The 27,000-nt window shown below is 70.4% G+C and carries 22 protein-coding genes; 7 read left to right on the forward strand and 15 right to left on the reverse strand.

The window, feature by feature from the left end:
- Positions 1-26: 26 nt before the first annotated feature.
- Together BG418_RS32510 and BG418_RS32515 are read right to left on the reverse strand one after the other, a co-directional pair.
- The gene (locus BG418_RS32510) at positions 27-3,236 is read right to left on the reverse strand and encodes an amidohydrolase family protein (RefSeq protein ID WP_188277634.1); all 3,210 of its coding nucleotides are present in this window, start codon (positions 3,234-3,236) and stop codon (positions 27-29) included.
- Between the two features lie 165 nt (positions 3,237-3,401).
- Complete coding sequence (locus BG418_RS32515) at positions 3,402-4,550, reverse strand: serine hydrolase (protein WP_188277635.1); 1,149 nt, start codon at positions 4,548-4,550, stop codon at positions 3,402-3,404.
- Between the two features lie 110 nt (positions 4,551-4,660).
- On the opposite strand from BG418_RS32515, the gene BG418_RS32520 reads away from it, so the two are divergent.
- Positions 4,661-5,455, forward strand: coding sequence for an alpha/beta fold hydrolase (locus tag BG418_RS32520; RefSeq protein WP_188277636.1), 795 nt, complete (start codon positions 4,661-4,663; stop codon positions 5,453-5,455).
- 62 nt (positions 5,456-5,517) lie between these two features.
- On the opposite strand, the gene BG418_RS32525 is transcribed toward BG418_RS32520, so the two are convergent.
- Complete coding sequence (locus tag BG418_RS32525) at positions 5,518-6,288, reverse strand: AraC family transcriptional regulator (protein ID WP_188277637.1); 771 nt, start codon at positions 6,286-6,288, stop codon at positions 5,518-5,520.
- A 527-nt stretch (positions 6,289-6,815) separates the two neighbouring features.
- Between BG418_RS32525 and BG418_RS32530 the strand changes: the two genes are divergently transcribed.
- Complete coding sequence (locus BG418_RS32530) at positions 6,816-7,439, forward strand: histidine phosphatase family protein (RefSeq protein ID WP_188277638.1); 624 nt, start codon at positions 6,816-6,818, stop codon at positions 7,437-7,439.
- A gap of 33 nt (positions 7,440-7,472) precedes the next feature.
- Here BG418_RS32530 and BG418_RS32535 read toward each other — a convergent pair whose 3' ends face one another.
- A complete protein-coding gene (locus BG418_RS32535) occupies positions 7,473-9,029 on the reverse strand; it encodes a cellulose binding domain-containing protein (protein ID WP_188277639.1) in 1,557 nt (518 codons plus the stop codon).
- Positions 9,030-9,292: 263 nt separating this feature from the next.
- Here BG418_RS32535 and BG418_RS32540 point away from each other — a divergent pair, with 263 nt between their 5' ends.
- Positions 9,293-10,129: an SDR family NAD(P)-dependent oxidoreductase gene (locus BG418_RS32540; RefSeq protein WP_188277640.1), complete on the forward strand. Its 837-nt coding sequence runs from the start codon at positions 9,293-9,295 to the stop codon at positions 10,127-10,129.
- Between the two features lie 61 nt (positions 10,130-10,190).
- Here BG418_RS32540 and BG418_RS41015 read toward each other — a convergent pair whose 3' ends face one another.
- From BG418_RS41015 to BG418_RS32570, 6 genes are all read right to left on the reverse strand, one after another.
- The gene (locus BG418_RS41015) at positions 10,191-11,198 is read right to left on the reverse strand and encodes a LuxR C-terminal-related transcriptional regulator (protein ID WP_188277641.1); all 1,008 of its coding nucleotides are present in this window, start codon (positions 11,196-11,198) and stop codon (positions 10,191-10,193) included.
- A gap of 161 nt (positions 11,199-11,359) precedes the next feature.
- A complete protein-coding gene (locus tag BG418_RS32550) occupies positions 11,360-12,151 on the reverse strand; it encodes an ABC transporter permease (protein WP_188277642.1) in 792 nt (263 codons plus the stop codon).
- Complete coding sequence (locus BG418_RS32555) at positions 12,148-13,140, reverse strand: ATP-binding cassette domain-containing protein (protein ID WP_399001236.1); 993 nt, start codon at positions 13,138-13,140, stop codon at positions 12,148-12,150. Before BG418_RS32555 ends, BG418_RS32550 begins: the two co-directional genes overlap by 4 nt.
- A gap of 103 nt (positions 13,141-13,243) precedes the next feature.
- On the reverse strand, positions 13,244-14,089 hold the full coding sequence (locus tag BG418_RS32560; RefSeq protein ID WP_188277644.1) for a DUF4097 family beta strand repeat-containing protein: 846 nt from the start codon (positions 14,087-14,089) through the stop codon (positions 13,244-13,246).
- Between the two features lie 85 nt (positions 14,090-14,174).
- A complete protein-coding gene (locus BG418_RS32565; protein ID WP_188277645.1) occupies positions 14,175-14,705 on the reverse strand; it encodes a toxin-antitoxin system HicB family antitoxin in 531 nt (176 codons plus the stop codon).
- 231 nt (positions 14,706-14,936) lie between these two features.
- On the reverse strand, positions 14,937-17,123 hold the full coding sequence (locus BG418_RS32570) for an RICIN domain-containing protein (protein WP_188277646.1): 2,187 nt from the start codon (positions 17,121-17,123) through the stop codon (positions 14,937-14,939).
- 551 nt (positions 17,124-17,674) lie between these two features.
- On the opposite strand from BG418_RS32570, the gene BG418_RS32575 reads away from it, so the two are divergent.
- A complete protein-coding gene (locus BG418_RS32575) occupies positions 17,675-18,784 on the forward strand; it encodes a substrate-binding domain-containing protein (protein WP_317453837.1) in 1,110 nt (369 codons plus the stop codon).
- Positions 18,785-18,913: 129 nt separating this feature from the next.
- Here the strand turns inward: BG418_RS32575 and BG418_RS32580 are convergent, their stop codons facing one another.
- The gene (locus BG418_RS32580; RefSeq protein ID WP_188277647.1) at positions 18,914-19,447 is read right to left on the reverse strand and encodes a hypothetical protein; all 534 of its coding nucleotides are present in this window, start codon (positions 19,445-19,447) and stop codon (positions 18,914-18,916) included.
- A gap of 440 nt (positions 19,448-19,887) precedes the next feature.
- Between BG418_RS32580 and BG418_RS32585 the strand changes: the two genes are divergently transcribed.
- Positions 19,888-20,565, forward strand: coding sequence for a pyridoxal 5'-phosphate synthase (locus tag BG418_RS32585; RefSeq protein ID WP_188277648.1), 678 nt, complete (start codon positions 19,888-19,890; stop codon positions 20,563-20,565).
- A 27-nt stretch (positions 20,566-20,592) separates the two neighbouring features.
- Here the strand turns inward: BG418_RS32585 and BG418_RS32590 are convergent, their stop codons facing one another.
- From BG418_RS32590 to BG418_RS32600, 3 genes are all read right to left on the reverse strand, one after another.
- Positions 20,593-21,117: an ATP-binding protein gene (locus BG418_RS32590; protein WP_188277649.1), complete on the reverse strand. Its 525-nt coding sequence runs from the start codon at positions 21,115-21,117 to the stop codon at positions 20,593-20,595.
- 96 nt (positions 21,118-21,213) lie between these two features.
- Positions 21,214-21,564 (reverse strand): VOC family protein, encoded by a 351-nt coding sequence (locus BG418_RS32595; protein WP_188277650.1) that lies wholly within the window; start codon positions 21,562-21,564, stop codon positions 21,214-21,216.
- 251 nt (positions 21,565-21,815) lie between these two features.
- A complete protein-coding gene (locus BG418_RS32600) occupies positions 21,816-22,946 on the reverse strand; it encodes a DUF5954 family protein (RefSeq protein ID WP_188277651.1) in 1,131 nt (376 codons plus the stop codon).
- 71 nt (positions 22,947-23,017) lie between these two features.
- Here BG418_RS32600 and BG418_RS32605 point away from each other — a divergent pair, with 71 nt between their 5' ends.
- Together BG418_RS32605 and BG418_RS32610 are read left to right on the forward strand one after the other, a co-directional pair.
- The gene (locus BG418_RS32605; RefSeq protein ID WP_188277652.1) at positions 23,018-23,848 is read left to right on the forward strand and encodes an alpha/beta fold hydrolase; all 831 of its coding nucleotides are present in this window, start codon (positions 23,018-23,020) and stop codon (positions 23,846-23,848) included.
- A gap of 82 nt (positions 23,849-23,930) precedes the next feature.
- Complete coding sequence (locus BG418_RS32610) at positions 23,931-25,358, forward strand: lipase maturation factor family protein (protein WP_188277653.1); 1,428 nt, start codon at positions 23,931-23,933, stop codon at positions 25,356-25,358.
- Positions 25,359-25,365: 7 nt separating this feature from the next.
- Here the strand turns inward: BG418_RS32610 and BG418_RS32615 are convergent, their stop codons facing one another.
- Positions 25,366-27,000, reverse strand: a complete 1,635-nt coding sequence (locus tag BG418_RS32615; RefSeq protein ID WP_223185781.1) for a phospholipase D-like domain-containing protein — start codon at positions 26,998-27,000, stop codon at positions 25,366-25,368.

The following is a 27,000-nucleotide window of genomic DNA, read 5'->3' on the forward strand; positions in this document are numbered from 1 at the left end:
CGGGGTCGCAGCCCCGCCCCCGCCCATCAGCTCGACGGGAAATGGGACTCGATGTCGCAGCACCCGTCCCGCCGCATCAGCCGCCCCACCGCCAGCCAGTCGTCCTCGGCGGCGGCGCGGAGCGGAGCCACGGCCGGGTGCGCGAACGAGGCCACCAACTCCTCGGTCACATACGGCACTCCGCCCCTGAGCACCGCCACCGTCCGCACCAGCGAGTCGAAGTCGGTGAACGGGTCGCCGTCCACCATCGTCAGGTCCGCGATCTTGCCCTTCTCCAGCGTGCCCAGGTCCCGGTCGACGCCGAAGAGCCGGGCCGGGAGCACGGTCGCCGTGCGCAGGGCCGCCGCCGGGGAGAGTCCGCCCCGGTGCAGTGCGCGCAGGCCGATATGGAGCGAGAGGCCGACCGGGACGATCGGTGCGTCCGTGCCGAGGGCGACGATTCCTCCGGCCGCCAGGACCCGGCGGTACACATCGGTCTCGGTGCGCAGGGTGGCCAGTTGGGCCGGGGTCGGTGCCACGGACGCCGACTGCTTGACCACCGCCACGTCCCACGGCGGCATCACCACGGTGACCCGGGGGTCCTCGGCGAGCTTGGGGTCGGCGCCGATCAGCGGTACGGAGGTGAACGGTGTGGCGATGAGCGAGAAGTCGACAGCTCGGGCGGTGTAGGTCTCCACCACATCGGCGTAGGCACGTCCGGTCGCGCTGGTGGCATGCCCGAACTCGGCGCGCTGGGTCGCTTGCAGATGGGTCGTCAGATCCTGGCCGCTCTGCACGCCGGGCGAGAGCAGATGGCTGCCCGAGCGCACCCCGAGCCGCTCGTGCGCGAACCGGGCAGCCTGCTCCATCACCCAACTGGGCGCCCGTACATAGGTCTTGACGAAATCCCAGTCGAGCGCGGCGCCGCGTTCGAGGGAGCGCCGCAGCCCGTCCTCGGTGCGGTGGGCGCGGCCCATGCTGTAGGCGACGCGGGAGCCGTCGAGCAGTTCGCCGGTGGTGAGCAGCCGGGGCCCGGCGAGCTCCCCGGCCGCCACCGCCTCGCGGATGCGTGCCTGCTCGTAGGCGAACCCGCCGAGCGAGACGGCGGTGGTGATCCCGTAGGTGAGCTGCCCGACGGTCTGCCGCCCACCGTAGGTGCTCTGCCACGGGTGGGTGTGCGTGTCCCACAGGCCCGGGATGACCGTACGGTGCGAGGCGTCGATCAGCCGCTGCGCCCCGCGCCTGCGGTGCGGCTCGACGGCCGCGATACGCCCGTCCCGGACGACGATGTCCACGTCGTCGTGCACGCTCTCGCCCGTGCCGTCCCACAGCCGTCCGGCGTGCACCACCGTGTCGGCGGGCGCGGGCCGCCGCCGCTCCAGGGGTACGCGGACGGTACGGGCCGGGCCGCCGTCGACGCCGATGAGCCGCAGCCGGTCGGCGGACAGATAGAGGAGTGTCTTCGAGTCGCCCGACCAGGACGGGTGGTCGGCCGGTTCGGTCGTCAGGGTGCGCGGCGGGCCCTGCGGGGTGCCGTCGGGGGCGACGGGCAGCAGGCACAGCGCGGACTCGACGATCACCGCCATCCAGCGTCCGTCGGGCGACCAGACAGGTCCGGAGTCATAGCGGTCGGAGATGGAGACATGGGGCGCCACCGCGTGCAGCCGGTCGGCGCCGGTCGTGGTGTCGACGACCCGGATCAGGTTGTAGCCCTCGCGGAAGCGCAGGTTGAGCCGGTTGCGGTCGCAGAGCGCGAGGTAGCGGCCGTCCGGCGACCAGCTGGGCCGCCCGGGCAGCCCGCCCGCGCCCATGGCCGCCACCAGCACGCGTTCGGTGCCCGCCGCCAGATCCCGTACGACGAGCCGGCCCGCCATGTCGAGGCACGCGAGCCGCTTCCCGTCGGGCGAAAGGGCGGGGTGGACCCGTCCGCCCGTAGCCAACGCCGTTTCATCTCCCGTGGCCAGATCTCGCCGGTACACACCGAGCAGCCCGTCGCGGTCGTCCGCGTACAGCAGGGAATGTCCGTCTCGCGACCAGACCGGCGCGAGCAGATAGCGGGTGGACTCGCCTCGACGAATCCGCTCGGGCGGGCGGCCTCCCGAAGTGTCCGCCAGCCAGAGCGAGTTGAGCGCGGCGAAGGCGACGCGCTTCCCGTCGGGCGAGAGCGCGGGCAGATGAATGCCCCGCACCGGGCGCACCCGCCCGTCGCCGAGGTCGTACTCCTTGACCCGGTAGCGCGGGCGCTGAACCGGAAGCACGCCCTCGAATTCGACCCGCTCCGTCTCCCCCGGCTTCTCGGGGCGTACGAGGGTGAATCGGCCGTCCACGGTGAGCAGCAGTTCCCCGGCCGCCGTCCAGCGCGGCGGCACCGGGGCCACGTCTCCGGCGACCGGAACGGCCTTGCCGTCGACGACGAGAACGCAGGAGGCGTTGGGCGCCGCGGTGGTCCGCAGATAGGCGAGCCGCCGCCCGTCCTGCGCGAGCGCCGGGGTCATGACCTGCGCGGCCTCGGTCTCGGTGTACTCGACGACGACCGGCCCCGCTCCTCGGGCCGGGACGGCGGCGACGGTCCGCGCCTCAAGACCGGGCCCGGTCGGCGTGGTGACGGCCCGCGCGCGGACGAACAGAATCCGCTTCCCGTCCGGCGACCAGGTGGGGTCGAAGTCCTCCCACGCGCCGTCCTGCAACGGCCCGTCCTGCCCGGGAAGCCCGGTGAGCCGGGTCAGTTCGCCGCTCCGCAGATCCAGTACGTGGATACGGTACGGGCCGCCCGTCACCGGGTCGCCGCCGCGCTCGGAGGCGAACGCGATCCGGGTCCCGTCGGGCGACCAGGCCGGACCCCGGTCGTCCCAGGGCCCCTCGGTGCGGCGGCGTACGTCCGACCCGTCCGGGCGCATGGTCCACACGTGATAGCCGCCGCCCTCGTACGCGCCGAAAGCGATCAGTGTGCCGTCCGGGGAGTACACGGGCCGGTTCGGCTCCAGGGCCGCCGGGGTGAGGGGAACGGCCTTGCCACCACCGCGCGGCAGCGACCACAGGACGCTCTGGATCTCGACGATCAGCCGGTCCCCGGCGGGCGAGAGGGTCGCCGACCCGTTGGTGGCCTCGGTGAAGGTCAGCGCGGGCCCGGTGCGTGTCCTGGCCAGGGCCGGCGCCGGGACCGATCCGATGGCGGTGGCGGCCCCGGCCACTCCTGCGGCGGCGAGCAGTTGACGACGGGAGAGGGAGAACGCGGCGGCGCTCCGATCACGATCCATAACGCCTTACGCTGGCGTACCTCACGGCACATCAGCAACCCTACGATTCCGGCCAAATGGGTAGTGCGGTCGCTCGTCCGCGGATCGTGCCGGGTTGCTCGCGCCCACGCGGCGGAGCCGCACGATGACACAGCCCCCACCGGCCCGCAGTCGCCTACCCAGCGCTCACACCGCGGCCGCGTACCGCCAGAAGTCCCGCATCACCGGCGTCGGCGTCGGCCCCGACGACTCCAGCTGGGTGAGCAGCACGGCCACCATCCCCGCGGACGGGACGACATGCGCGGCCGTCCCGGTCCCGCCGACCCACCCGTAACGCCCCGGCACGTTCCACGACTCGACCGCCTCGACATCCACCGAGCCCCCGAACCCCCAGCCCTGCCCCTCCAGGAACAACGTGCTCTCCGAGCGCTGGGACGGGCTCAGATGGTCGGTCATCATCTGCCGCACCGACTCGGGCGACAACAGACGACACCCACCCACGGTCCCCTCCCCCAGCAGCATCCTCCCGAACGCGTACACGTCGTCGACGGTCGACACCAACCCACCCGAGCCGGACGGGAACGGCGGCACCGTGCTCCACTGCCCGTCCGGGGCATCGACGAGTTCCAGACCACCGCCCTCCGCCACGCGGTAGTACCCGGCGAACCGGTCCAGCTTCCCGGGCGGCACGGCGAATCCCGTATCGCTCATGCCCAGCGGCTCGAAGATCCGCTCCGCGAGGAAGTCCGGCAGCGAACGACCCGAGACCCGAGCCACCAGCACGCCCTGGATGTCGGAGCACGCGTTGTAGAGCCAGGCCTCGCCGGGCTGGTGCACCATCGGGATACGGGAGAGCGCCGCCATCCACTCGTCCGGTGCCGCCACGAGCTGCGGCTGCGGCGGCCCCTGCCGCAGCTCGCTGAAGAGCGGCCCGACCGCGGGCAGCGAGAAGTCGGACGGAAAGCCGTACCCGGCGCGGAAGGTGAGCAGATCGGCCACCGTGATGGGCCGCACCGCCGGGACGACGTCGTCGAGCGGGCTGCTCGGCGTACGGACCACGGAAGGCGCGGCCAGCTCCGGCAGCCACCGCGCCACCGGGTCGTCCAGTGCGATCCGCCCGTCGTCGACCAGCATCATCACGGCCGCGGCGACAACGGGCTTGGTGAGCGAGGCGATCCGGAAGATCGTCTCCCGGCGCATCGGCGTGGTGCCCTCGGCGTCGGCCGAGCCGACGGCCTCCACCTCGACCCGGTCGCCACGGGCCACCAGGCCCACCGCGCCCGGCGCCGAGCCGTCACCGACGTTCGTCTTGAGGACGGTGTGCAGGCTGGTCATCGGTCCACCTTCGCTGTGCGGTCAGTGCGGTTGAAAGGGAGACTCCGGGCGCCGGGGAAAATCATCGGCGAAACGCGATGATTTTCCCGGCGGAACGCGGTCCATCCCGCATGGACGACACGTACGAAACCACAACGACCCACTCCCCGGACGGCACCCCCATCGCCTACGACCGGCTGGGTGAGGGCCCGCCCGTGATCCTCATCGGCGGCGCCTTCTGCACCCGCGAGACTCATCGGGAGCTCGCCCGGCTGCTGGCCCCGCGTTTCACCGTCCTCAACTACGACCGGCGCGGCCGAGGCGGAAGCGGCGACACGCTCCCGTACGCCGTCGCCCGCGAGGTCGAGGACCTGGCCGCGCTCATCGCCGAGGCGGGCGGCACGGCGAGCCTGTACGGGCTCTCCTCGGGCGGCGCGCTGGCCCTGGAGGCGGCGGCGAGCGGGCTGCCGGTGACGGCGGTCGCCGTGTACGAGCCGCCGTTCGCGCTGGCGGCCGAGCGGCGCGCCGGGAACATCGCGTACGCGACCCGGCTCAGGGAACTGCTCGCCGCCGACCTCCGCGCGGACGCCGTGGAGTTGTTCATGACCCGGGTCGGTGCGCCCCCGGAGCAGATCGCCCAGGCCAGGCAGTCGCCGATGTGGCCGGGCATGGAGTCCGTGGCGCACACGCTCGCGTACGAGAACGCCGTGCTCGGCGACGCCGCGCTGCCCGTGGAACGGCTGGCCGCGATCACCGCGCCGGTGCTCGCGATCGCGGGCGGGGCCAGCCCCGAGTGGCTGCGCTCCCCGGCTGCCGCGGTGGCCGAGGCCGTGCCGGACGGTCGCACACTGACCCTGCCGGGCCAGACGCACCAGTTCTCGGCCGAGGTGCTTGCGCCGGTGCTGCGGGAGTTCTTCGGCGGGTGACCTGACATCGAGAGGGGTGCCCCCGGGCCGGTCCGGGGGCACCCCTCGTTCACGTACGGTCGTCAGCGGTTGAAGACGCTCGTGCGGCCCCCTTCGACTGCGGCCGTGCCGTCCAGGGCGGTCTGGTTGGCCAGTCCGCACAGCTGTGCGGGGGTCAGGCCCGCCAACGCCTTGAAGTCACGGTTGAGATGGGCCTGGTCGTAGTAGCCGCACGCGGCCGCGAGTTCGGCGAGCGAGGCGTGCGAGCCGTACGGCAGCGTGAGCGCGTGCTGGAACCGCAGGATGCGCGCGACGGACTGGAGCGGCAGTCCGATCTGCTCCCGGAACAGCACCTGGAGTCTGCGCTCGCCCCGGCCGGTGGCGCCGGCCAGTTCGCCGAGCGTCATCCCGCCGTGCCGTGCGCTGAGTCTGCTCCACGCCTCGGCCACCACGGGCGACGGCTCCGGGCCGTCGGCCAACAGCCGTGCCAGGGCGTCGTCGACGACCTCCCAGCGCGCCTCCCAGTCCGGCGCGGCGGCGAGCCGTTCGGTCAGCCGCTGCGTCCACCGCTTGCCCACCAGCTCGTCGGGGTGCACGGTCTCGTTCGCCAGGTTGTGCATCGATATGCCGAGACACATATAGGCGCCCAACGGCGTGAAATCCACCTCGACCGCCTGCCCGGCGCCGCGATAGCCGCCGAGGACGGGCGAGGTCCGCAGGCCCCCGACCATCGCGTGCCAGGCTCCGGTTCCGCCCGTGGACCCCTTCTCACCGGCGTCGTACAGATGCAGCGGGTCTCCCCAGCCGACGATCATCGTCACCGTCGCGGCGGGCAGCGTCAGCCGGGCCGGCATTCCTCCCGGTGTGCGCCTGCCTCGGTATTTCACCACCTGACCCCGCAACCAGTCAGGTGCCGCCCGTTCCACACTCTCCCCTCGCTCTTCGGTATTCAAGGATGCTTTGGCCTCCACCTGCAACCCTCTCCTCACCCTGCGCGTGTGCCGCCGACCGGAATCCGGAAGGACAGTGCGCCTTCTTACAAGACCAGCGGTCGGCCTCGGGAGCAGTCTGTGACGGCAGAGGTGGTCAAGGCCAGGACAAGACAGCGGGCCTGGCTCGATATCGGCCACCGAACGGCCATTGCCGCATATGAGTACGGCGATCGGCCGATCGAGCGGGGGAGGCGGGACGGCCCTGGGGGGAGCCGGGCCGTCGCGGTCCGGTTTCCTGCTGTCGCCCGCCCACGGGGGTGGCGGGTGACAGCAGGGAACCGGACCGGAACCCGCGCCCCGGCCGATGGCGGAAACGGAACCGGACCGGCGGATGCCGACGTCCTTCCGGACATCCGCACGATCATGAACGCCGCCGGAGGACCGCCGACATGGCCACCACAGCCACCCGTTATCTCTATCTCGCGCGGCACGGCGAGGCCACGTCCGACGAGAGCGATCTGACGGACGCCGGACGCCGGCAGGCCGTGCTGCTCGGCGAGCGGCTTCGGGACAGCCCGCTCTCGGGGATCTACCACGGCCCGCTGCCGCGCGCGACCCGGACCGCCCAGCTGATCGCCGACCAACTCGACGGCGTACCGCTGGAGATGTCGGAGATCGCCGGGGACTACATCCCGTACGTACCGCTCAAGGAAGAGCTGCCGCCCGAGTCGGCCGACGCCATGCTCGACCGGCTGGCGCAGTTCCCGGCCGAGGAGCGCGAGCGGGGGCGCGAGTTGGCGCCCGCCGCCCTCGCGCGCTTCGCCGGGCCCGTCGACGGGGACGAGCCGCGCCACGAGCTGGTCGTGACCCACAACTTCCTGATCGGCTGGCTCGTCCGCGCCGCCCTGGACGCGCCCAAGTGGCGCTGGATGGGCCTCAACCACGCCAACGCGGCGCTGACCGTCATCCGTTACGCACCCGACCGGCCCGCGTCCGTGGCCTTCTACAACGACATGGGGCATCTGCCGCCCGAGCTGCGCTGGACCGGCTTCCCGCCGGAGCTCCGGGTCTGAAACGTCTGGGACCCGGAGCCCGGCGGCCGTGCCTCAGCCGGTGTACGCCGCGAAGATCTTCGAGAACTCGTACGGCTGCTGTGTCACATTGGTGCACTTGTAGAGCGGGCCATTGCAGGCGTTGGCGTCCCGGGTCTCCTCCCAGAAGCCCAGCATGCCCAGGTGATGGCTCTGCGCGAAGGTCACCAACTGCCGGGCGGCGGCCTGGTCGTAGACGCGGCCGTCGTCGTTCTGCCCGAGCATCGGTGTCACGCCGACCATGGCCCACGCCTGCGCGTCGCTCTTCGCCGGATAGAGCGTCCTCAGCTGCGCCTGGGTGCTCTGCGCGGCCTGTACGGCGGCCGTTCCGTAGTCGGTGTCGCGGTAGTAGTCCATCGCCATCACATTGACGACGTCCAGGTCGACGCCCGCGTCCCGGGCCGACTTGACGACATTGAGGCCGTCGTCGGTCAGCCCTTCCGGCAGTACGGGCAGGGTGAGCGAGACCCGCAGGCCCGGGTGGGTCTGCTGGAGCCTGGCGAGCGCCTGCGAGCGCCGCGCGATGGAGACGGGCTCCGCCACGGCCGAGCCCTCGATGTCGAAGTCGACATGGGTGAGGTGGTACGCGTCGACGACCGCCGCGTACTCGGTGTACAGCGCGTCGACGTCGGTGCAGGCCTGGGCGAGTTCGACGCCGTTGGCGCCGCCGAAGGAGACCTTCACGTCACCGCCGGCGGCCCGGACGGCGTCGATCTGCTCCTTGGCCCAACCGCTGCGCGGGTCATAGGCGTTGAACCACATGGCTTTGCAGTTGGAGGCGGTCACGAACGCCATGGTGAAGCTGTTGAGTCCGCTCGCGGAGGCCGCCGCCGTCAGACTCGGCGTGGGCCACGCGCCCATGTCGACATAGGGCGCGGTGTGGACGGTGCCGGGCGCGGGGCCGCCCGAGCCGGAGGTCGTACCGCTGACGGCGGCGCTGTACGCGGAGGTGTTGCCCGCCGCGTCCTTGGCCCGCACCCGGAAGCTGTACGTGGTGGAGGGCTGGAGCCCGGTCGCCGTGTACGAGGTGCCGGTCGCCGCGGCCGGGGCGCCGCCGCCCTGCGAGACCTCGTACGACACGGCCCCGGAACCGCCACTGGAGGCGTTCCAGCGCACGGTGAGCGAGGAGCCCGTGGCCGAGCCGACCGTGACGCCGGTCGGCACCGAGGGGGCCGGGCCACCGGAGCCGGAGTCGCAGGAGCCGCCGTTCAGGGTGCAGTTGGCGGGGGAGCCGCTGCCGGAGACGATGAAGCCGAACGCGGCGGTGGCACCGGCGGCGACGGCGCCGTTGTAGTCGCGGTTGGTGAAGGAGTAGTGATTGCCGCTCTGGGTCAGCAGCGCGTCCCAGTAGCTGCCGACCGTCGTCCCCGACGGCAGGTCGAAGGAGACGTTCCAGCCGCTGATCGCGGCCGACGAGCCGTTGGTGACGGTGTACTGGGCCTGGTAACCGGTGCCCCAGTCGGAGGTCTTGACGAACGCGGCGGACACGCCGCCCGCCGCGTTCGCCGGTGGAGCGAGAAACAGGATCACCGTTCCGAGCAGGGCCAGGAGCAGGGTGAGGGGTCTTCGCATACCGGACTCCTAAAGGTCTGGACCAAAAGTGGTCCGGTATGTGATTAAGTGCCAGACGCCAGCGTGTCAAGACGTCGCGAAAGCGGGAGCGGAAGCAGCAGCGGATGCGGCAGCCAGCGACAGCGTCGCGGCGCTCTGCCCGCCATCCGGCGACATCCAGCCGGACATGTCCCCGCGTACGCCTGCGCAGTTGCTGACCACACCTATGCTCGGGACGACTGCTGGTCAGCGGGACCGCAGGCGACCACGGAGGCTGAACGGGCATGTCTGAGCGGCAAGTTGTCATCGTCACCGGCGGCGGTACGGGCATCGGGGCGGCCACCGCACGGCTGTTGCGGGGCGCCGGACACCAGGTGGTCGTCTCCGGGCGCCGCCCCGAGCCGCTGCGCCAACTCGCCGAGGAGACCGGGGCCCTGGCGCACCCCTCCGACATCGGCGACCCCGCCGCCGTCCAGGAGCTCGTGGACGCGGCGGTGGACACGTACGGCCGACTGGACGGTGTCGTCCTCAACGCGGGCATCGGGCGCAGCGGAGCCGTGGGCGACACCTCCGTCGAGGACTGGGAGGAGGTCATGCGCATCAACCTCACCGGCCCGTTCCTGCTGCTGCGCAGCGCACTCCCGCACCTAGTGAAGGCACGGGGCTCGGTGGTCGCCGTCGCCTCCGTCTCCGCGCTGCGCAACGGGATGGGCAACGCCGCGTACGCCACGTCGAAGGCGGCCCTCGTCCAGATGTGCCGCTCCGTCGCGGTCGACTACGGGCCGGACGGGGTGCGCGCCAACACCGTGTGCCCCAGCTGGGTGCGGACCGAGATGGCCGACCGGCGCATGGCACGTTTCGCCGAGCAGTCGGGTCTCGCGGACGGCGACGCGGGGTCGGCGGACGGCGTCGAGGCGGCGTACGAGGCGGCCACCCAGCTGCTTCCGCTGGGCCGCCCGGGCGAGCCGGCCGAAGTCGCCGAGGCCATCGCGTGGTTGCTCTCCCCCGCCGCGTCCTTCGTCAACGGCGCGGTGCTCACCGTCGACGGCGGGGTGACGGCGCTCGACCCCGGGGCGGTGCCGTTCGGGTTCCGCGTGGAGCGCCGGGACTCGACTGGCTGAGGCCCGTACTGCGATACGCGACCGGTAGAGGCCAGGCCGGTCACGTCAGGCCGGGCGCCCGTCAGGCCAGGCCTGTCAGCAGCTCTTCCCGGCTGTTGACACCCGTCTTGCGGTAGATCGCCTTGAGGTGATCGTTCACGGTGTGCGGGGAGAGGTCGAGGCGGCGGGCGATGTGCTTGGTGGGCAGGCCCTCCAGGACCTCCTGCAACACGGCCCGCTCCCGGGTGGTGATCCCGTACCAGACCGAGACGGCCGGCAACAGCAGGCGGCCCGGGGCGGGTTGGATCGTGACGGCCACCGCGCCCGCCTCGGGGCCTTCGAGCAGCTGCCCGTGCAGGGCGATCCAGCCGTCGCGGGTCGGGATCCGGCTCAGTGCCTGTCCGCCCGCCCGTCGGGCGAGGTGGGCGACGTTCCAGACGGTGGCGGCCAGATCGTCCTCGTCGGTCGTGGTGGCGACGGGGGCGAGCAGCCGCATCCACTCATGGGCCGAGGGTGTGGCCGAGGTGACCTTGTCGTCGGCGCCGACTACGGCGACGCCGGGCGACAGGCTGTAGCGCGAGGGCCGCAGCGGCATCCCGGCGACGAACCGCCGCAGCGCGGCGGCCAGCGGCTGGGCGAGGGCGTCCGCGTCGGCCGCCTCATCGGCGGAGAACGGCGAACTCCCCTTCTCCCGTACGAGAATGAGCCCGCCCCACGCTACCCGCGCCTGCGTGAGTGCGATCCGCAGCTCACCGCCGAACCCCTCGGGGACGGTGACATTGCCCAGTCGTACGCGATGTCCATGCGCGACTCTTATCCCGACCCGGGAACCCGCGAGCAGTCGCTCGACGTCGTGGGCCTCGGCGTCGGCGGCCGTCATCCGGCGCTCGGACACCTCGCTGTAGCCGTGCTCCTTGGTGAACAGGCAGCTGGCTCGGGCCAACGGATCCAGCCCGGCCAGCACATATCCGTCGTGCGGCACGAGCCGGCCCAGCTCGTCCGAGAGCGCCCGCCCGAGATCCGGCACGGTCACCGCGTCCGTCGCCTCGCCCAGCAGGGCGCGGCCGATCGTTTCAACTCCCCCGGTCACCACACGAGCGTAGCCCTCGCTCGTTCGCCCACCGCGGTGAATGGCACACCGTCCACGGCCACTTGAGGTCATGCCGGGCCTCCCGCCGCACGTCAGCGCCCCATGCTTCGGATTTCGGACAAGTCGTGGCCGAACCGCGGGCAGTTGGTACAGGTGCGCTCTCAGCGCTTGGTGGTGCTGTTGAACAGTGAGCGCGACCAGACGTAGCCGACGAGGGTGAGGCCGGCGCACCAGGCGAGCGATATCCAGCCGTTGTCGCCGATCTCCGAGCCGCAGAGCAGTCCGCGCAGCGTCTCGGTCATCGGTGTGAACGGCTGGTTCTCGGCGAACCAGCGCAGGCCCGGTGACATCGAGTCGGCCGGCACGAACGCCGAGCCGAGGAACGGCAGGAACTGGATCAGCAGCGGCTTGTTGCTCGCCGACTCGACGGTCTTGGACTTCAGACCGAGCGCCGCGGCCAGCCAGGTCACCGCGAACGCGATGGCCACGAGCAGTCCGGCGGCGGCCAGCCACTCCAGTGGGCTCGCGGACGACCGGAACCCGACGGCGAGCGCGACGCCCACGACCAGGACCAGGACCATGCACACCATCGTCTGGACGACGCTGCCGATGACATGGCCCGTCATGAACGACGACCGGGTGATGTTCATGGTGCGGAAGCGGTTGATGATGCCCTCGGTCATATCGGAGCAGACCGCGATCGAGGTCGACATCGAACCGGCCGCCACCCCCATGACGATGATGCCGGGCGTCAGGTAGTTCACATACGCGTCACGGCCCCCGCCGCCGATTCCGGCGCCGATCGAGTCACCGAAAGCATACACGAACAGCAGCAGCATCAGGATCGGCGTCATGGCGCTGCCGAACCCCACGGCCGGATAGCGGATCGCGTGCTTGAGGTTGCGCCGCAACATCGTCATCGAGTCGTGCACGGCGTACGTGAGGGTGCTCATCGCAGGGTCTCCTTGACGTGGAGGGACGTTCCGGTGCCGCCGTCGCCGGTCAGCGCGAGGAACACGTCGTCGAGGTCGGGGGTGTGCACGGAGAAGTCGGCGGCCCGGATGCCGACGGCGTCGAGCCGGTCGAGCAGGGTGCGCAGCGCGTCGAGGCCGCCGTCGCCCGCCACGCGCAGGGCGAGGTTCTCGTCGTCGCGGGCCGCTCCCGGGAAGGCGGCGGCCGCGCGCTCGTACTCGTCGGGGTCGGTGAACCGCAGCCGCACATGGCTGCCGGGGATCCGCGCCTTGAGCTCGTCGGCGGTCCCCTCGGCGACGATCCGGCCGCCGTCCAGGACGGCGATCCGGTCGGCCAACTGGTCTGCCTCGTCCAGGTATTGGGTGGTGAGGAAGACGGTGGTGCCGCCCGCGACCAGCTCGCGCACGATGTCGTACATGGTGCGGCGGCTGCGCGGGTCGAGCCCGGTCGTCGGCTCGTCCAGGAAGATCACCTGGGGGTCGCCGACGAGCGTCATGGCGAGGTCGAGCCGACGCCGCATACCACCGGAGAAGGTCGCGGCCCGCTTGTGCGCGACATCCGCGATGTCGAACCGCTGAAGCAACTCCTGTGCGCGGGAGCGCCCTTCACGCTTGCCGAGGCGCAGCAGGTCGGCCATGAGGAGCAGGTTCTCCTCGGCGGTGAGCAGGTCGTCGAGCGCGGAGAACTGCCCGGTGACGCCGATCGCGGCGCGCACGCCGTCCGGCGACGTGGCGACGTCGTGGCCCGCGACCTGGGCCTGTCCGCCGTCGGCGGCGATGAGCGTGGACAGGATCTGCACGGTGGTGGTCTTGCCGGCGCCGTTGGGCCCGAGCAGCGCGAACACGGACCCGGCCGGGATGCGCAGATCGATGCCGTCGAGCACGGTCTTGTCACCGTACGACTTGCGCAGACCGATGGTGGAGACGGCGGCGGGCGACCGCGTACCGTCGCTCCGCCGAGGTGTGGGCATGGGCATGACAGAAGAAGGCATGGCGCCCTCCTGGTTGAAGGGTGGGAGGGGGACAGTGGGCTGAAGTGAGAGCTCAGGCGCGGGCTCGGCGGACGTCGAGGCTTCAGGCGCGGGCGCGGCGGACGTCGATGCTGCCGTAGCGGGTCCGGGCGCGGACCTCGACCGTCTCCTCGGTCTTGTCCGGGGTCTCGGACGCGGTGAGCGTGTTGCGCACCTGCCCGAGGCCGGAGCTGGCGTCCAGCCAGGCGGCGGTGCCCTCGCGGATGCCGATCTCGATGGCGCCGTAGGACGTCTCCAACTGGACGGTGCCGCGGGCGACATCGGCGACGCGCAGCGTGCCGTGGGCGGTGGTGGCGGCGACCGAGCCCTCGGCGCGCGCGATGTCGATGTCGCCGTTGGCGCCGCTCACCCGCAGGTCGCCGGTCGCGACGCCGACGGTCGTGTTGCCGTGCGAGTTCTTCAGGACGGCGGAGCCGTCGACGCTGCCGACGCGCACGCTGCCGGAGCTGGTGGTGATCTCGGCCGTGCCCTCGATCCGGTCGACGGTGATCGAGCCGTGGGAGGCGGTCAGCTGGAGCGGCCCGGTGGTGTCGAGGCGGACGTCACCGGACGAGGTCTTCACATGGACCTCGCCGAGCCGGCCCTCGCCGACCACCTGGGTCCAGGCACCGGTCATGGCGATCCGCGAGCCCGTGGGCAGTTCGACGGTCACGTCGACGACGCCGCTGGGCCCGACGAGGTAGCGCCCCTTGGGCGTCCTGACGCTCAGCTCGCCGCCCGTGAACGTGACCTCGGTCTGCGCGGCGGCCCGCACATCCTTGTCCTTCTTCGGGTCGCGGGGCGCCACCTCGACGACCGTGTCGAGACGGTCGCTCGCGGAGAACTGGATCGAGCCGGCGGCCACGTTGGCGTTGACCGAGATCGGCTGAGGAGTGTCGAAGGAAGGCATGGCTGTTCCGTCCTCTTGGGTCTTGGGTTCGTCCCCGCAGGTGGGACGTGGTGTGGGTGAAGTGAGGTGGTGCGGGCGGGCGCGGCTAGCGAACCCAGCCCGTGAAGCTCTGTCCGATGGTGCGGGTCTTCTCCGCTGTACGTGCGGTGCGCGGCGCGGCCCCGCCCTCGACCGCGGCCGACACGGCCCGCACCAGCCACGCGTTGACCGACAGGCCCTCACGGCTCGCGGCCTCCTCGGCGCGCGCCTTGAGATGGGCCGGCAGCCGCAGATTGACGCGGGCGGTGCCGCCCTCGTCACCCTCGGCGGGCACATGCGCCGCGAGCGGTTCGACGGGCTCGGCGGCGGCTTCTTCGATGGGGCTGCCATGAGCGATCGGCAACATCACCACGAAGTCGGGGTCGAGCCCGCGCAGCCGTACGTCGACGGAGCCAGGGGCGAGCTCGCGGGTGACCTCGTCCATCGCGGCGGAGAGCACATTGAGCATGGCCAGACGGGTCGCCGACTCCAGCGGAGCGGTGAGCCGCTCGGCCAGCTCGCGGGCATCGTCCCCGCCGGCTTCGGCGGCCACCGCGAGTTCGCGGCGGAGGGTGTCGACATACGGCGTGAGGTCCATGACGCCATCATGGCACCACTATGGCGCCACACGCAAGCCTAACTGGCACCTCACATGGACTGAACTTAAGGATGGCGCCTCTGACCTGCAAAAACACGCTGAAGCCAACCTGAGTCATCGTGGCACCATGCGCACCCAAGCCCCTCCGATGGCACGAAATGGCACCACGTGGCACCACGTGGCACCACTTGGCGCCACGTGATGCCACGCGATGTCGACCGGAGCCCGAGCTCAGGGACCGGAGACCAGATTCACCACATTCGTACCAGAATTGGCCGCTCCACCCACGTCGTTGATGACATGGCCGATCGTCCCCTTACCCCCCAAGGACACGGTCACCATGTCGTGGAACCGGACACCCGGCGCGGCCGGCGCCTCGAAGGCGCGGTCGGCCACCACCGACGGGTCGGCACTGAAGTAGCAGTAGCTGCCCAGGCCCCATGCCTCGTGCCGGGTCACGGAAGCGGCCACCTTGTACGCGTCGTAGCCGCGCGTCGAGCCGTTCATCCACGCCGCCTGGCCCGGCGGGTCGTACGGCATCTCGTTCTGGAAGAAGTACGTACGTCCACCGTCCCCGTTCCAGATCACCTGATGCTGTTGATAGTGCTCGACGAACAGGCCGTACATCGTCACGTCCGTACCGTTGACGACCAGACCGTTCGCGGCCGTGTTGCTGTTCCAGCCGACGCCGCTGCCGTGGTCGGCGCGCCACAGCCACATGTGGTCGCCGATGACGTCCGAGCTGTTCACGACGAGGGTCTGGGTGGCCCTGCCCACGCCTGCGCCGCCGACGCGGAAGAAGACGTCGTGCAGCGAGGTCGGGTCGGCGGTGTGCCGGGCGGTCGAGCCCGGGGCGCCCACCCGCATCAGGAGCGGGGAGTCGACGGGCCCGGCGTCGATGAGCAGTCCGGCGACCTTCACCCCGTCGACGTCGGCGACGTTCATCGCGGTGATCCCGTTGTCGGGGACCAGGGTGGCAAGGCCCAGGCCGAGCACGACGGTGTCCGGGCGGTTCACGTCGATCGTCTGGTCGAGGTGGTACACGCCCGGTGTGAACAGGAGGTTCTTGCCCTGCCCCAGCGCGCCGTTGATGTCCGCCGCCGTGGCACCGGGCTTGACGATGTAGAACTGGTCGATCGGCAGCGAGCTGCCCGCCGGGGTCCCGTTCGCCCAGGTCGTGCCCTGGGTGTCGGTGCGCAGGGCGGGCACGAACACCTTGTACGCGCCCGCGCCGTCCACGTAGAGGAACGGCTTCTCGCGCGTCACGGGGCTCTGCGGCACGGTGGTGTAGGGCGGGTTGGGGAAGGTGTTGGCCGGGGCGTTGGTGTCGCCGACGAAGACCATGTTCCAGTTGGCGCCGCTCCAGCTTCCCCACTGGCTGTTGCGGGAGAGCCACTGCTGCTGCGAGCCGGAACGCACCTGCCCGTCGATCTTGGAATCGGCGATGAACCCGCCGCTCGACCAGCCGCCGTCGTCCAGCTGAAGGTCGCCGCGTACGTGCATACGTCGGTACGGGGCCGCCTGGGAGACCGCCCAGCGGTCGCTGCCGCCGTTCGGCGTGACCGACAGGTTCTCGGCGGAGCGCCAGAAGTTCTGGGTGGCGTTGCCCTGGAACCAGTCGGCCTCGGCGTGCACGGCACCGTTGATGGTCACCGCGTCCGGCGACAGACCGAGCCCGGCGACCTGGGTATAGAAGCCGACGTTGGCGTCGACGTTGTAGCTGCCCGGCTTGAAGAGCAGGGCGTAGCGCTGCGCGCCGAACTGGTTGGTCTCCTGCTGGCCGAAGACCTGGTTGAGCCGGCTCTGGATGGCGGCCGACGACATCGACGGGTCGAAGACCGAGACGTTGGGCCCGAGGTCCGGGGTGTCGCCGGTGGGCGGCGCGGTGTCGACGGGGTTCACGTCGAACGACTGGGCGGCGCTGCCGTTGCAGGTGTACTGCTGGATGCGGGCGCCGTCGGCGGTGGAGGCGCCGGGCACGTCGAGGCACTTGCCGCTGTGCCGGTTGACGAAGTGGTACGCGCCGCCCGCCTCCTGCACCGGCTGCCACTGCTGGTTGTCGCCGCCGCCGTACGCCCAGAGCTGGACGGGCGCGCTGTCGGCCGTGGACACATCGGTGACGTCCCACGCCTTGGTGGCGTCGTTGCGGTTGTCGACCTGTACGTAGCCGCCGTCGGTGGCCCGGAACTGCCACTGCTGGGCGGCGGTTCCGTTGCAGCCGTACTGCTGGACGGCGGTTCCGTCGGCGGTGCCCGCCGAGGCCGCGTCCACACACTTGCCGCTGTGCCGCGCCGACACGGTGACCCACCCGGTGGGCGGCGCGGCCGCCTGGGCCCTGGGCGCGAAGGTGACGCCGGAGGCGAGGGCGGCGACGAGCGCGCCGACGGCCACCAAGGACGTGGACCTGGGAATCGTCATGGGCTCCCACCTTTCTTCAGGACGTGAAGCTAGGACCCCACCATGGACACGTCAAGACTTCAGACTCCGAACGCCTGGCCTACACCAAAGTCTTCACAACCATCAATCACCACACGGTTAATTGATCTCGGACCCGGAAGGGAAGGGGTCGAGGTATAGAACATTTTCGCCATGATCAACAATCCGCTTTGTTCAATAAATGAACGAATCAGGGCGATCCTTCCCGTTAGCTGTATTCAAGGTGAAGCATCGCCGCCACGACCAGACCACCCGGGCACCCGTCGACGTCACGGCCGTGCGTGAACTGGGGAGTAGCCACTCAACGAGGTGTCAAACTGACGAACCATCAGGAAATATCCGGGCAAGCGAAATCCTCCCGCACGACCGTTTCACCCCGAATTGGCAGGCAGATTTGGGCTGTCGGGCCCGTATCGGATAATTCCGTTGTCATCTCGTTAAGAGCTAACTTCTTGACGCCATCACGAATGGAGGGTTGGCTTCCAGCCACCTCGGCCGTATTTAAGCGGCCATGTCAGGGAGGTTGTTTCTAAGTGAGCACGCGTACCGGCCGTGGAGCGATGACCGTGGGTGTCGTCGCGATGGCCGTCACCCTCGCCGCATGCGGCGGTGGGAGCCAGTCCGGCGACAAGGCCGGCGGAGCCGGCAAGAAGAAGGACCTCAAGATAGGTCTGCTGCTGCCGGAGAAGCAGGCTGCTCGCTACGAGAAGTCGGACAAGCCGCTGATCGAGAAGATGGTCGGCGAGCTGACCAGCAACAAGGGTCAGGTCATCTACGCGAACGCGGAGCAGGACGCGGCGCGGCAGAACCAGCAGGTCGACGACATGATCGCCAAGAAGGTCGACGCGTTGATCATCGACGCCGTCGACTCCAAGAGCATCGGCGGAGCGATCAAGAAGGCCAAGGACGCGGGCATCCCCGTCGTCTCCTTCGACCGCCTCGCCGAGGGCCCGGTCGACGCGTACGTCTCGTTCGACAACGAGGACGTCGGCCATGTCCAGGCCCGTGCCCTGCTGGACAAGCTGGGCGCGAACGCCAAGGACGGCCAGATCGTCATGATGAACGGCGCCCGCACCGACCCGAACGCGGCCCAGTTCAAGAAGGGCGCGCACACCGAGCTGGACGGGAAGGTGAACATCGGCAAGGAGTACGACACCAAGGACTGGAAGGCGGAGAACGCCGCCGCGAACATGCGGACCGCGATCTCGGCCCTGGGCAAGGACAAGATCATCGGTGTCTACTCGGCCAACGACGGCTTGGCGGGCGGCGTCATCAGCGCCCTCAAGGCCGCCGGTGTCTCCAAGCTCCCGCCGGTCACCGGCCAGGACACGGACCTCGCCGGAGTCCAGCGCATCGTCGCGGGCGAGCAGTACATGAGCGTCTACAAGTCGTATGCGGAGGAGAGCCCGATCGCCGCGCAGATGGCCGTGGCGCTCGCCAAGGGCCAGAGCGTCACGCCGATCGCCAACTCCAAGACGAACAGCCCGACCGCCAGCGACATCCCCACCGCGCTGGTCCCGGTCGTGGCCGTGATCAAGGAGAACATCCGCTCCACCGTCATCAGCGACGGCCTCTACACGATCGACGAGATCTGCACGCCGAAGTACAAGGCCGCGTGCAAGGCCGACGGACTGCTGCAGTAACGCTTCGCCCGACCGTAACGGCCTCTGCCCCGGACTGCGAGCGCAGTCCGGGGCAGAGGCCGTTTTCGTGGTCCGTGGCGGAGTCGGTGTCCGTCGTCCAGGGCGGAAGCCGTACCCCCGTCTCGGGCGTCAGCCGGCGAACGTGGCCTTGGGCGGGCGGCGCAGCCGGGGCTCCGGGCGCGTCGGCCCGGAGGTGAACGGCTCGAAGCCGAAGGCCGCCAGGAGCTCCGCCTGGAAGGAGGCGGGCGCGGTGGCGTAGGCGGGCAGCCCCGCCGCGTCCACCGTGCGCAGCACTGGGTCGAGGACGGCTTCCAGCGCGCCCGGATGGGCGGTGGGAGCTATGCCGACGGCCGCGAGGAGCCAGTGGTCCTCCTCGCCCGGTATCCGGTCCTCATGGTCGCGCGCGGGCACCAGCGCGGGCCGCAGCCCGTGCAGTCGCAACAGGGCCCGGTGCTCGTCCTCGTCGATGGAGACACCGGGCGGAATCCACACCGCCGCCGCCTCGGGTGCGCCGGAACCGGTCTCGGCGACCCACACCTTGCCCGTTTCCAGCCCGAAGTGGGCCAGGATGAGCCGGAGTTGGGCCTGTGAAGCCGAGACGAGAGCGGCGGTTTCGGGCGGGAGTCCGTTGTCACCGGAGAGCAGGCGAACGATCGCGTTCACATCCTGCAGGGACGCGCGTCGAGCGGTGACCCTGTGCGCAAAGGTGAGGGCCATAAGCCGTGCCTTTCGCTGTGGTGCGTGAGGACGGCAGTGGCCTCACGCACCTCTTTGGCTTCTCTTTACCGAGGCTACCCGCCCAAGGGTAAGGGCTTCGTATGAATCCGGGACCCCCTGGCCGGCAACGAATTGCGAGCACCGGTACGGATCGCTCCGCTTGTTGCTCGTGGGGACGTCGTTGCGGGCAGGAAGGGCTGGGCGCGGGGCGAGGGCGCAGATGAGCCGTCCGCCGACGAGCCGGTCACGGTCCGCGTCGGAGGAGGTACGAGGGGTCGCGGACGGGGGCGGGGCGCGCGCTCAACGCCACGTAGCCGGGATTCCGCCCAACAGAAGCCGGTTTCCGTTGATAGGTTCGAAGCGAGGCGAACGACAAGAGGAGCGCGATGGCTGCGAGCGAGGACACCACAAACGTACGGACGTGGCTGCGGAGCCTGGACGCCTTCCCCAGCCGACTGCCGACGTTCGACCCGGCGTCCGCTCCGGCCGAGCCGGTCGAGCTGTTCCTGGCGTGGCTGACCGAGGCGGTGCAGGCGGGCGAGCCCGGCCCGCACGCCATGACCCTGTCGACCGTGGACGAGCAGGGCGACCCGTGGGCGAGGGTGCTGATCCTGAAGAACGTGGACGCGGCGGGCTGGCAGTTCGCGGCACACGCGGGCAGCCCCAAGGGGCAACAGCTGTCCGCGCACCCACGCGCCGCGCTGACCTTCTACTGGCCCGGCCGGGGCCGCCAGATCCGCATCAGGGGCGCGGTGACGACCGGCTCCGCCGACAGCAACGCGGCCGATTTCCTGGCCCGTTCCCCCTCGGCCCGGGCGGAGGCCCTACTGGGCCACCAGAGCCAACACCTCGACACACTCGCCCACCGCGACGCAGCCATCGCGGAATCAGCACGCCGCGTCGACCAGAACCCCCAGCTCCTGGCCGAGGACTGGACGCTCTACACCCTCGCCCCCGTATCGGTGGAGTTCTGGCAGGCCGCCGAAACCCGCGTCCACACGCGACTGCGCTACGAACGCGCGCGCCCGGACGCGGAGTGGGAGCGGCATCTGCTGTGGCCGTAGGGCCGGTGGCACGACCACTGGTGGACCTCAACTCTTGACGGCCTCCGCGATCTGCGCGGCGGCCTGGGCGGGTGTGAGGTGTGTGGTGTCTACGACCGTGGCCTCGTCGTGCAACCACGTGCGGGCTGCCTCGGCATACGGCTCAAGGTATTGGAGACGGAACGGGGAGTTGGGGCCGACGACAGTGTCGCCCGCGATACGCCCGCGGAGGGTGTCCTGGTCGGCGTGGAGGACGAAGTGCCGTACCGGAATGGCATGTTGAGCCAGACCGCTGCTGATCTCACGCCAGTACTGCTCGACCAGGACGGTCATGGGCATCACCAGGGTGCCGCCGGTGTAGTCGAGTACGCGGCGGGCGGTCTCGACCACGAGCGGCCGCCATGGCGGCCAGTGCTGGAAGTTGTCGGTCCCGGGCAGCCCTGGCGCGATGTCCATGAGCGTCTCGCCGACCTTCTCGGCGTTGAACACCCGTGAATCCGGGATCAGTTGCTGCACGAACGCACTGGTCGTCGTCTTACCTGCGCCATGGGTGCCGTTGAGCCATATGATCACGGGACCCGATGCTAGTGCTGTACTGGCCGCCGACGAGCCGGAAGCCTGATCACCGAGGTTCATCGGCCTGGCGCAGAACGTCTTCTTGGCGCCTGCTCAGAGCCCGTACGCGACCGGATGCCGTGGCTCGTAGAAGGCGAGTTCCGTTCCGCTGGGGAGGCGGATCGCGGCGATTCGACCCCAGGGGCGGTCGCTCGGCGGGCGGACGATCTCCACGCCCTTCGCGGAGAACTCGGCCAGCTGGGCCGCGATGTCGTCGCACATCAGGTACAGCTCGTGTTTGGCTTCGTCGGCCGTGGGGTGGACGGCGAGTTCGGCCGGGGGCAGTTTGAAGATCAGCCAGCCCTCGCCCGCGTCCACCCCCGGAAAGCCCAGCACGTCCCGGATGAAGGCCCGGTCGGCGTCGGCGTCCGTGCTGTAGAAGATGGCGTGCGTGCCACTGAACATGCTGCCCTCGCTTCGTCGTTCTCCGCACCGGCTTGTCCCGGCATCCTCTCAGCAGAGCCGAACGCGCCCCGTCGACACGCTCGGTCCGGACGCGGGCCAGCCGGAGCCTAGGCGGATCAGGTGTCACGGCGGTGGAGCGGTGCTGGAGCAGCACGGCACCACAGCCCACGGCCGAGCCCTCCCACGACCACCGACCACACCGACCGCCGCCGCGAGGCACACGCACACACCCCACGGCGGCGGCCACGGACTCACGACCCCTCCGGCCGCCTCCGACGCTCCTTCGCCTCGGCCACTCGCGCCTGCTCCTGCTCCCACAACCGGGCGAACTCGCGTGCGTCCGCGTCGAGTTCGCGCGGAGCGTCCTCGTCCTCCTCTTCCCAGAGGCCCTGTTCCTTGAGCTGGCGTACGTGGACCTCGATGGGCGGCTGGGGGTCGAAGTCGGAGGGGCGGGGGCCCTCGGGGCCGTCGGGGCCGATGCGGACCAGGCGTTCGACGCGGGTCACGCGGAGGCGATGGCCGTCCACGGTCAACGAGTTGGAGCGCTTCGCGTCCAGTCGGTCCGCGGCCTCCGCGAACACCGCGCGTTCGGCCTCGTCGAGTTTGTACGTGAACGGGGCCATCACCCGCAGCCAGGCCGTCAGCGAGTCGCGTGCGCCCTGCGGGGTCGAGTGGGACGCCCCGGGGTCATGGGCGCGCCACTTCCCGTCGTCACGCTCGGAGACCAGGAAGACGGCCGGCAGCAGCACTCCGCCGGGGTAGCGTTCGGCGGCCCGCCAGGCGTCCTCCGTCACCTCCCGGGGCGCGCCCGGGGCCGAGCCGACGAAGTGGACTAGGTCCAGGCGGAGAATGCCGTCGGCGAGGCCGGTGCCGGTGTACGGGTCGATCACGAAACCCTTGGTCCGGGAGGGCAGGCTGTGGGCCTCTCCGACCTCGGCCGGATCGGGGTCCGACGGGCGCGGGGGCTCCGGCCCCGCCGACCCCATCCGGATGAAGCGCGAGGCCCGTACGATCCGGAACCGCTGCCCGAGGACGCGGACCTCGTCGATCACCTCCCGGTCCATGCGCACGGCCGCCGCCAGCCACTTGCGCCGCGCCCTTTCGTCCCCGGCTTCCTCGGCCTCCTTGGCCGCCATCCGGAAGCGATGGCCGAGGGAATCCCGCGCGCCCTGCGGTGTGTCGCTGCTGTGTTCGCACAGCTCCCAGCCGCCCTGCTCACACTCTCGTGCGTGGAAGAACTCCGGGACTCCCACGCCCAGGATGTCCGGGTAGCGCTGTCTCGCCTGCCACGCCTCCTGTTCGGCGAATGCGGCGATCGGGCCTTCCTGTGGCGTCACACGGAACGTCAGAAAGGCCGGTAGTCCGTCTTCGTAGCCGTTCATGTACCGACTGTGCCCGATCCGGCGAGCCGCGCGTGCGGCAACGGTGAAATGGACGGGCGTACCGTGGACATATGGCCGGGCGATCACGCCACGAGCGGCCCGGGGACGGCTCGTGGGAGAGCTGGGAGCGCCGCGAGAGCGGGCCGACGGGCGTGCGCGGTGGTGTGTTGTTGCTGCCCGGTGGGATGTGCAGGGCGGGGCAGTACGAGGAGCTGATGGCCGAGCCGAAGCTCGCCGATGTCCGGCTGATCGCGGTGACCCTGCCGGGGAACGGCGGTACTCCCCCACCCCACGACACCCGGGTGGAGAACTACGCCCGGCTCGCCGCCGAATGCGCCGACGGCCTCGGCTGCGCTGTGGTGGTGGGCCACAGCATGGGGGCCACCGTCGCCCTGGAGATGGTCGGTTCGGGCGCGTTCACCGGGCCGGTGATCCTGCTCGCCCCGTCCTTCTCGCGCGAGGACGAGGCCGTGTTCCTGCGTGTACTCGACCGGCTCGCCCGCGTACTCGGGCATCTCCCGTACGGCGCGATGCTGCACATGGTCGGCGGCATGGCGAAGAGCAGTCCGCTGCCTCCGGAGCGGCTCGACGCGCTCATCGCCGATCTGCGGACCAATGACCCGCGCGTCATGCGGCGGATGATCCACGACTATCTGGTGTACCTGGACCGCCATGGCACGGTCGCGCCCCGGCTCTGCACGGCGGGCGTCCCCGCCTGGGTGGTGCACGGCGGGAGCGGCGACGGCGGGGTGAGCGACACCGAGCGGCGCACTCTGGAGGCGTGCCCCTGGGTGCATGTGATCACGATTCCGGGCCCCAGCTTCCTCACCCCGAACGAGCAGCCGTCGCTGGTCGCCGATCTCGTCACCGAGGCCTTGGAGGAGGCCGGAAAAGCCAGCTGAAGCCGCTGACCCCGAAGACACCCGCGTACGCCGTCCGACCGCTCCGCAGGCACACGACGTCACTCAGCGTCACAATGAAACCGTGGAGTGGTTCGTCGCACCCGACTACTGGCTGAGCCGGCTCGTCTTCCAGCGCACGCTCGCCGCGATCTACCTCGTCGCGTTCCTCGGCGCGGCGCTGCAGTTCCGTGCGCTGATCGGCGAGCGGGGCATGCTGCCGGTGCCCTGGTATGTCGAGCGGATGCCGTTCCGGCGGGCGCCGAGCGTGTTCCACTTCCACTACTCGGACCGGTTCTTCGCGGGGTGGGCGTGGACCGGTGTGCTGGTGTCCGTGGGGCTGCTGGCGGGGGTGGACGGCAGGGTGCCGCTGTGGGGCGCGATGCTGCTGTGGCTGCTGCCGTGGGCGCTGTATCTGTCGATCGTGAACGTGGGGCAGACCTGGTACTCGTTCGGCTGGGAGTCACTGCTCCTGGAGGTGGGCTTCCTCGCGGTGTTCCTGGGGAACGACGAGGTGGCGCCGCCGATCGTGGTGCTGTTCCTGATGCGCTGGGTGCTGTTCCGCGTGGAGTTCGGGGCCGGGCTCATCAAGATGCGCGGCGACGAGTGCTGGCGCAACCTGACGTGTCTGTACTACCACCACGAGACCCAGCCGATGCCGGGCCCGCTGAGCTGGTTCTTCCACCATCTGCCCAAGCCGTTCCACCGGGTGGAGGTGGCCGCGAACCACGTCACCCAACTCCTGGTGCCCGTGCTGCTGTTCACCCCGCAGCCCGTCGCCACGGCGGCCGCGTCGCTGATGATCCTCACCCAGCTGTGGCTGATCCTGTCGGGCAACTTCTCGTGGTTGAACTGGACGACGGTCGCGCTGGCCGTGACCGCCGTCGACTTCTCCCCACTCACCTCGGCCCACCACTTCGCGGGCACACCGATCTGGTACGAGGTCGTGGTACTGGCCGTCGCCGCGTTCCTGCTCGTACTGAGCTACCGTCCGGCCCGCAACATGGTCTCGCGCCGCCAGATCATGAACTACTCCTTCGACCCGCTGCATCTGGTCAACACCTACGGAGCGTTCGGCAGCGTCAGCCGGCTGCGGTTCGAAGTGGTCGTCGAGGGCACCGACGATCCGGTGCCGCTCATGGACTCGGAGTGGCGGGAGTACGAGTTCAAGGGGAAGCCCGGCGAACTGCGGTACTGGCCGCGCCAGTTCGCTCCGTACCATCTGCGGCTCGACTGGCTGATGTGGTTCGCCGGGCTCTCCCCCGGGTACGCGCGGCCGTGGTTCGGGCCGTTCGTGGAGCGGCTGCTGGAGAACGACCGCGACACCCTGCGGCTGCTGCGCCGCTCCCCGTTCCCGCCCGACAGCCCGCCCCGCTATATCCGGGCCCGGCTTTTCCGCTACCGCTATACGAGTTGGCGCGAGCTGCGGACGACGGGGGCGTGGTGGAAACGGACGTACGTACGCGAGTTCCTGCCGCCCACCCGGCTGGAGGCGATGGACGACAGGATCTGACGTGGGATCAGGCCTGGCAGACGCCGCGCTCGTAGTCGAACGTGGCGGTCGCCTGCGAGTACTGCCACTGCGGGGCGAGCAGCTTCGCCTGGAGCTGGGCGGCCGCGTCGGGGCTCTCCACCACGTAGCCGAAGTCCTGGAGCCAGGACGGGTACAGGTTCTTCGAGCCGAGGTAGAAGGCGGAGCTGTCGACCGAGACCAGCTTGTGGTGCTGGGCGTAGGGGTGGCCGTCGGCCCAGGTGGGGTTGGCCGAGCTGCGGAACGTGGCCAGTTGGAGGCTGGAGCACATCGCGGTGCGGGCCTTGCCCTTGTCGCCGGTGAGCAGCGCGAGGCGGTCGCGGAGGGTGTCGCTGATCTCGTTGAGCGACTTGATCTGCGAGTAGCCGCCGCTGCCGACGGCGCCGCGGTTGGCGGGGTCGCTGACGACGATACGTACCTTCACCCCGGCGGCCATCTTCGCGGCGAGCGCGTCGTACAGCCGGATGTCGTAGCGCGGCAGCGGCGGGCAGGTGGCGTTGAGGTCCTGCTGGGAGATCTCGATGTGATCGCGCGCGCTGGAGACGAGGGCGCGCAGGGCGCTCTCCTCGGGGTTGACCGTGTCGTAGTCGCGGTCGGCGTTGGTGTTGTCGTGCAGCCCGATGACGCACTTGGTGTCGGCGGCGGTGGGCAGGGTCGGGCGGAACGCCGAGGCGGGGTCCTTGTCCTTGATGCCGACGCCGAGGCCGCCGACGGCGATCACGGGGACGTTGCCGTCGACCGGCACGGGGGCCGGGGCGTCTTTGGCCAGCGACGGCATACAGCCGGCGCCGTTGGACGAGGCGAACCAGACGCTGGCGATGTTGGACTTGTTCTGGCACGTCCACGACCACAGCGTGTCGAGGTACTTGCCGGCGGACCCGGCGGCGGGTCCCTCAAGGGCGAGGTCGACGTCCGACACCGGGTGCGCGGTGTCGATGTAGTCGTCCTTCCAGCCGTTGATGCCACCGGTGACGACCGACTGGTTGTCGACCACGAGCAGCTTGGAGTGGTTCCACGAGAACGCGGTCTTCGAGGTGGTCATCGACGCCACGTTGAGCGTGATGTTCTCGGCCGCCTTGCCCAGCCTGGCGGTCAGCTCGTCGCGGTACTTCGACGGCACCACGTTCAGGTGGTAGATCGGCGCGGCGCCGACGAGGATGCGGACCTTCAGCTTGTTGCCGGACGCGGCCGAGGCCTTGAGACCGTCGACGATCGCGTCCTCGAACGCACCGTTGGGGAACGGCGCGAGGGTGGATATGTCAACCGTGCGCGTGGCCTTGGATATGTTCTCCGTCATCTTGGCGAGCAGGCGCTTGGTCCCCACGCGCTCGGCGCACTTGTCGTCGCCCCAGCAGCCGGGGGTCTGGAGCAGCCAGTCGGACGGGGTGCCGGCGGAGGCGTCGAGGCGGTTGCCCGCGGTGCGCTCCCAGACGCTGTTCTCCAGGCCGGGCGAGACCTGGCGCAGGGCTTGTTCCACGGCGTCGAGGTGCGGGGTCGCCGAGGCGGACGGCGTGCTGCCGGTGTCCGCGAGGGCGGGGGCCGCGGGCAGTACCGCGAGGACGACCGAGCCGGCCACCAGGTGACCCGCGAGGCGGAGACGACGGCGAAGCTGACGGTGAGCCAA

Source organism: Streptomyces sp. CBMA152 (assembly GCF_014596475.1).
In the GTDB taxonomy this organism is placed as follows: Bacteria; Actinomycetota; Actinomycetes; order Streptomycetales; family Streptomycetaceae; genus Streptomyces.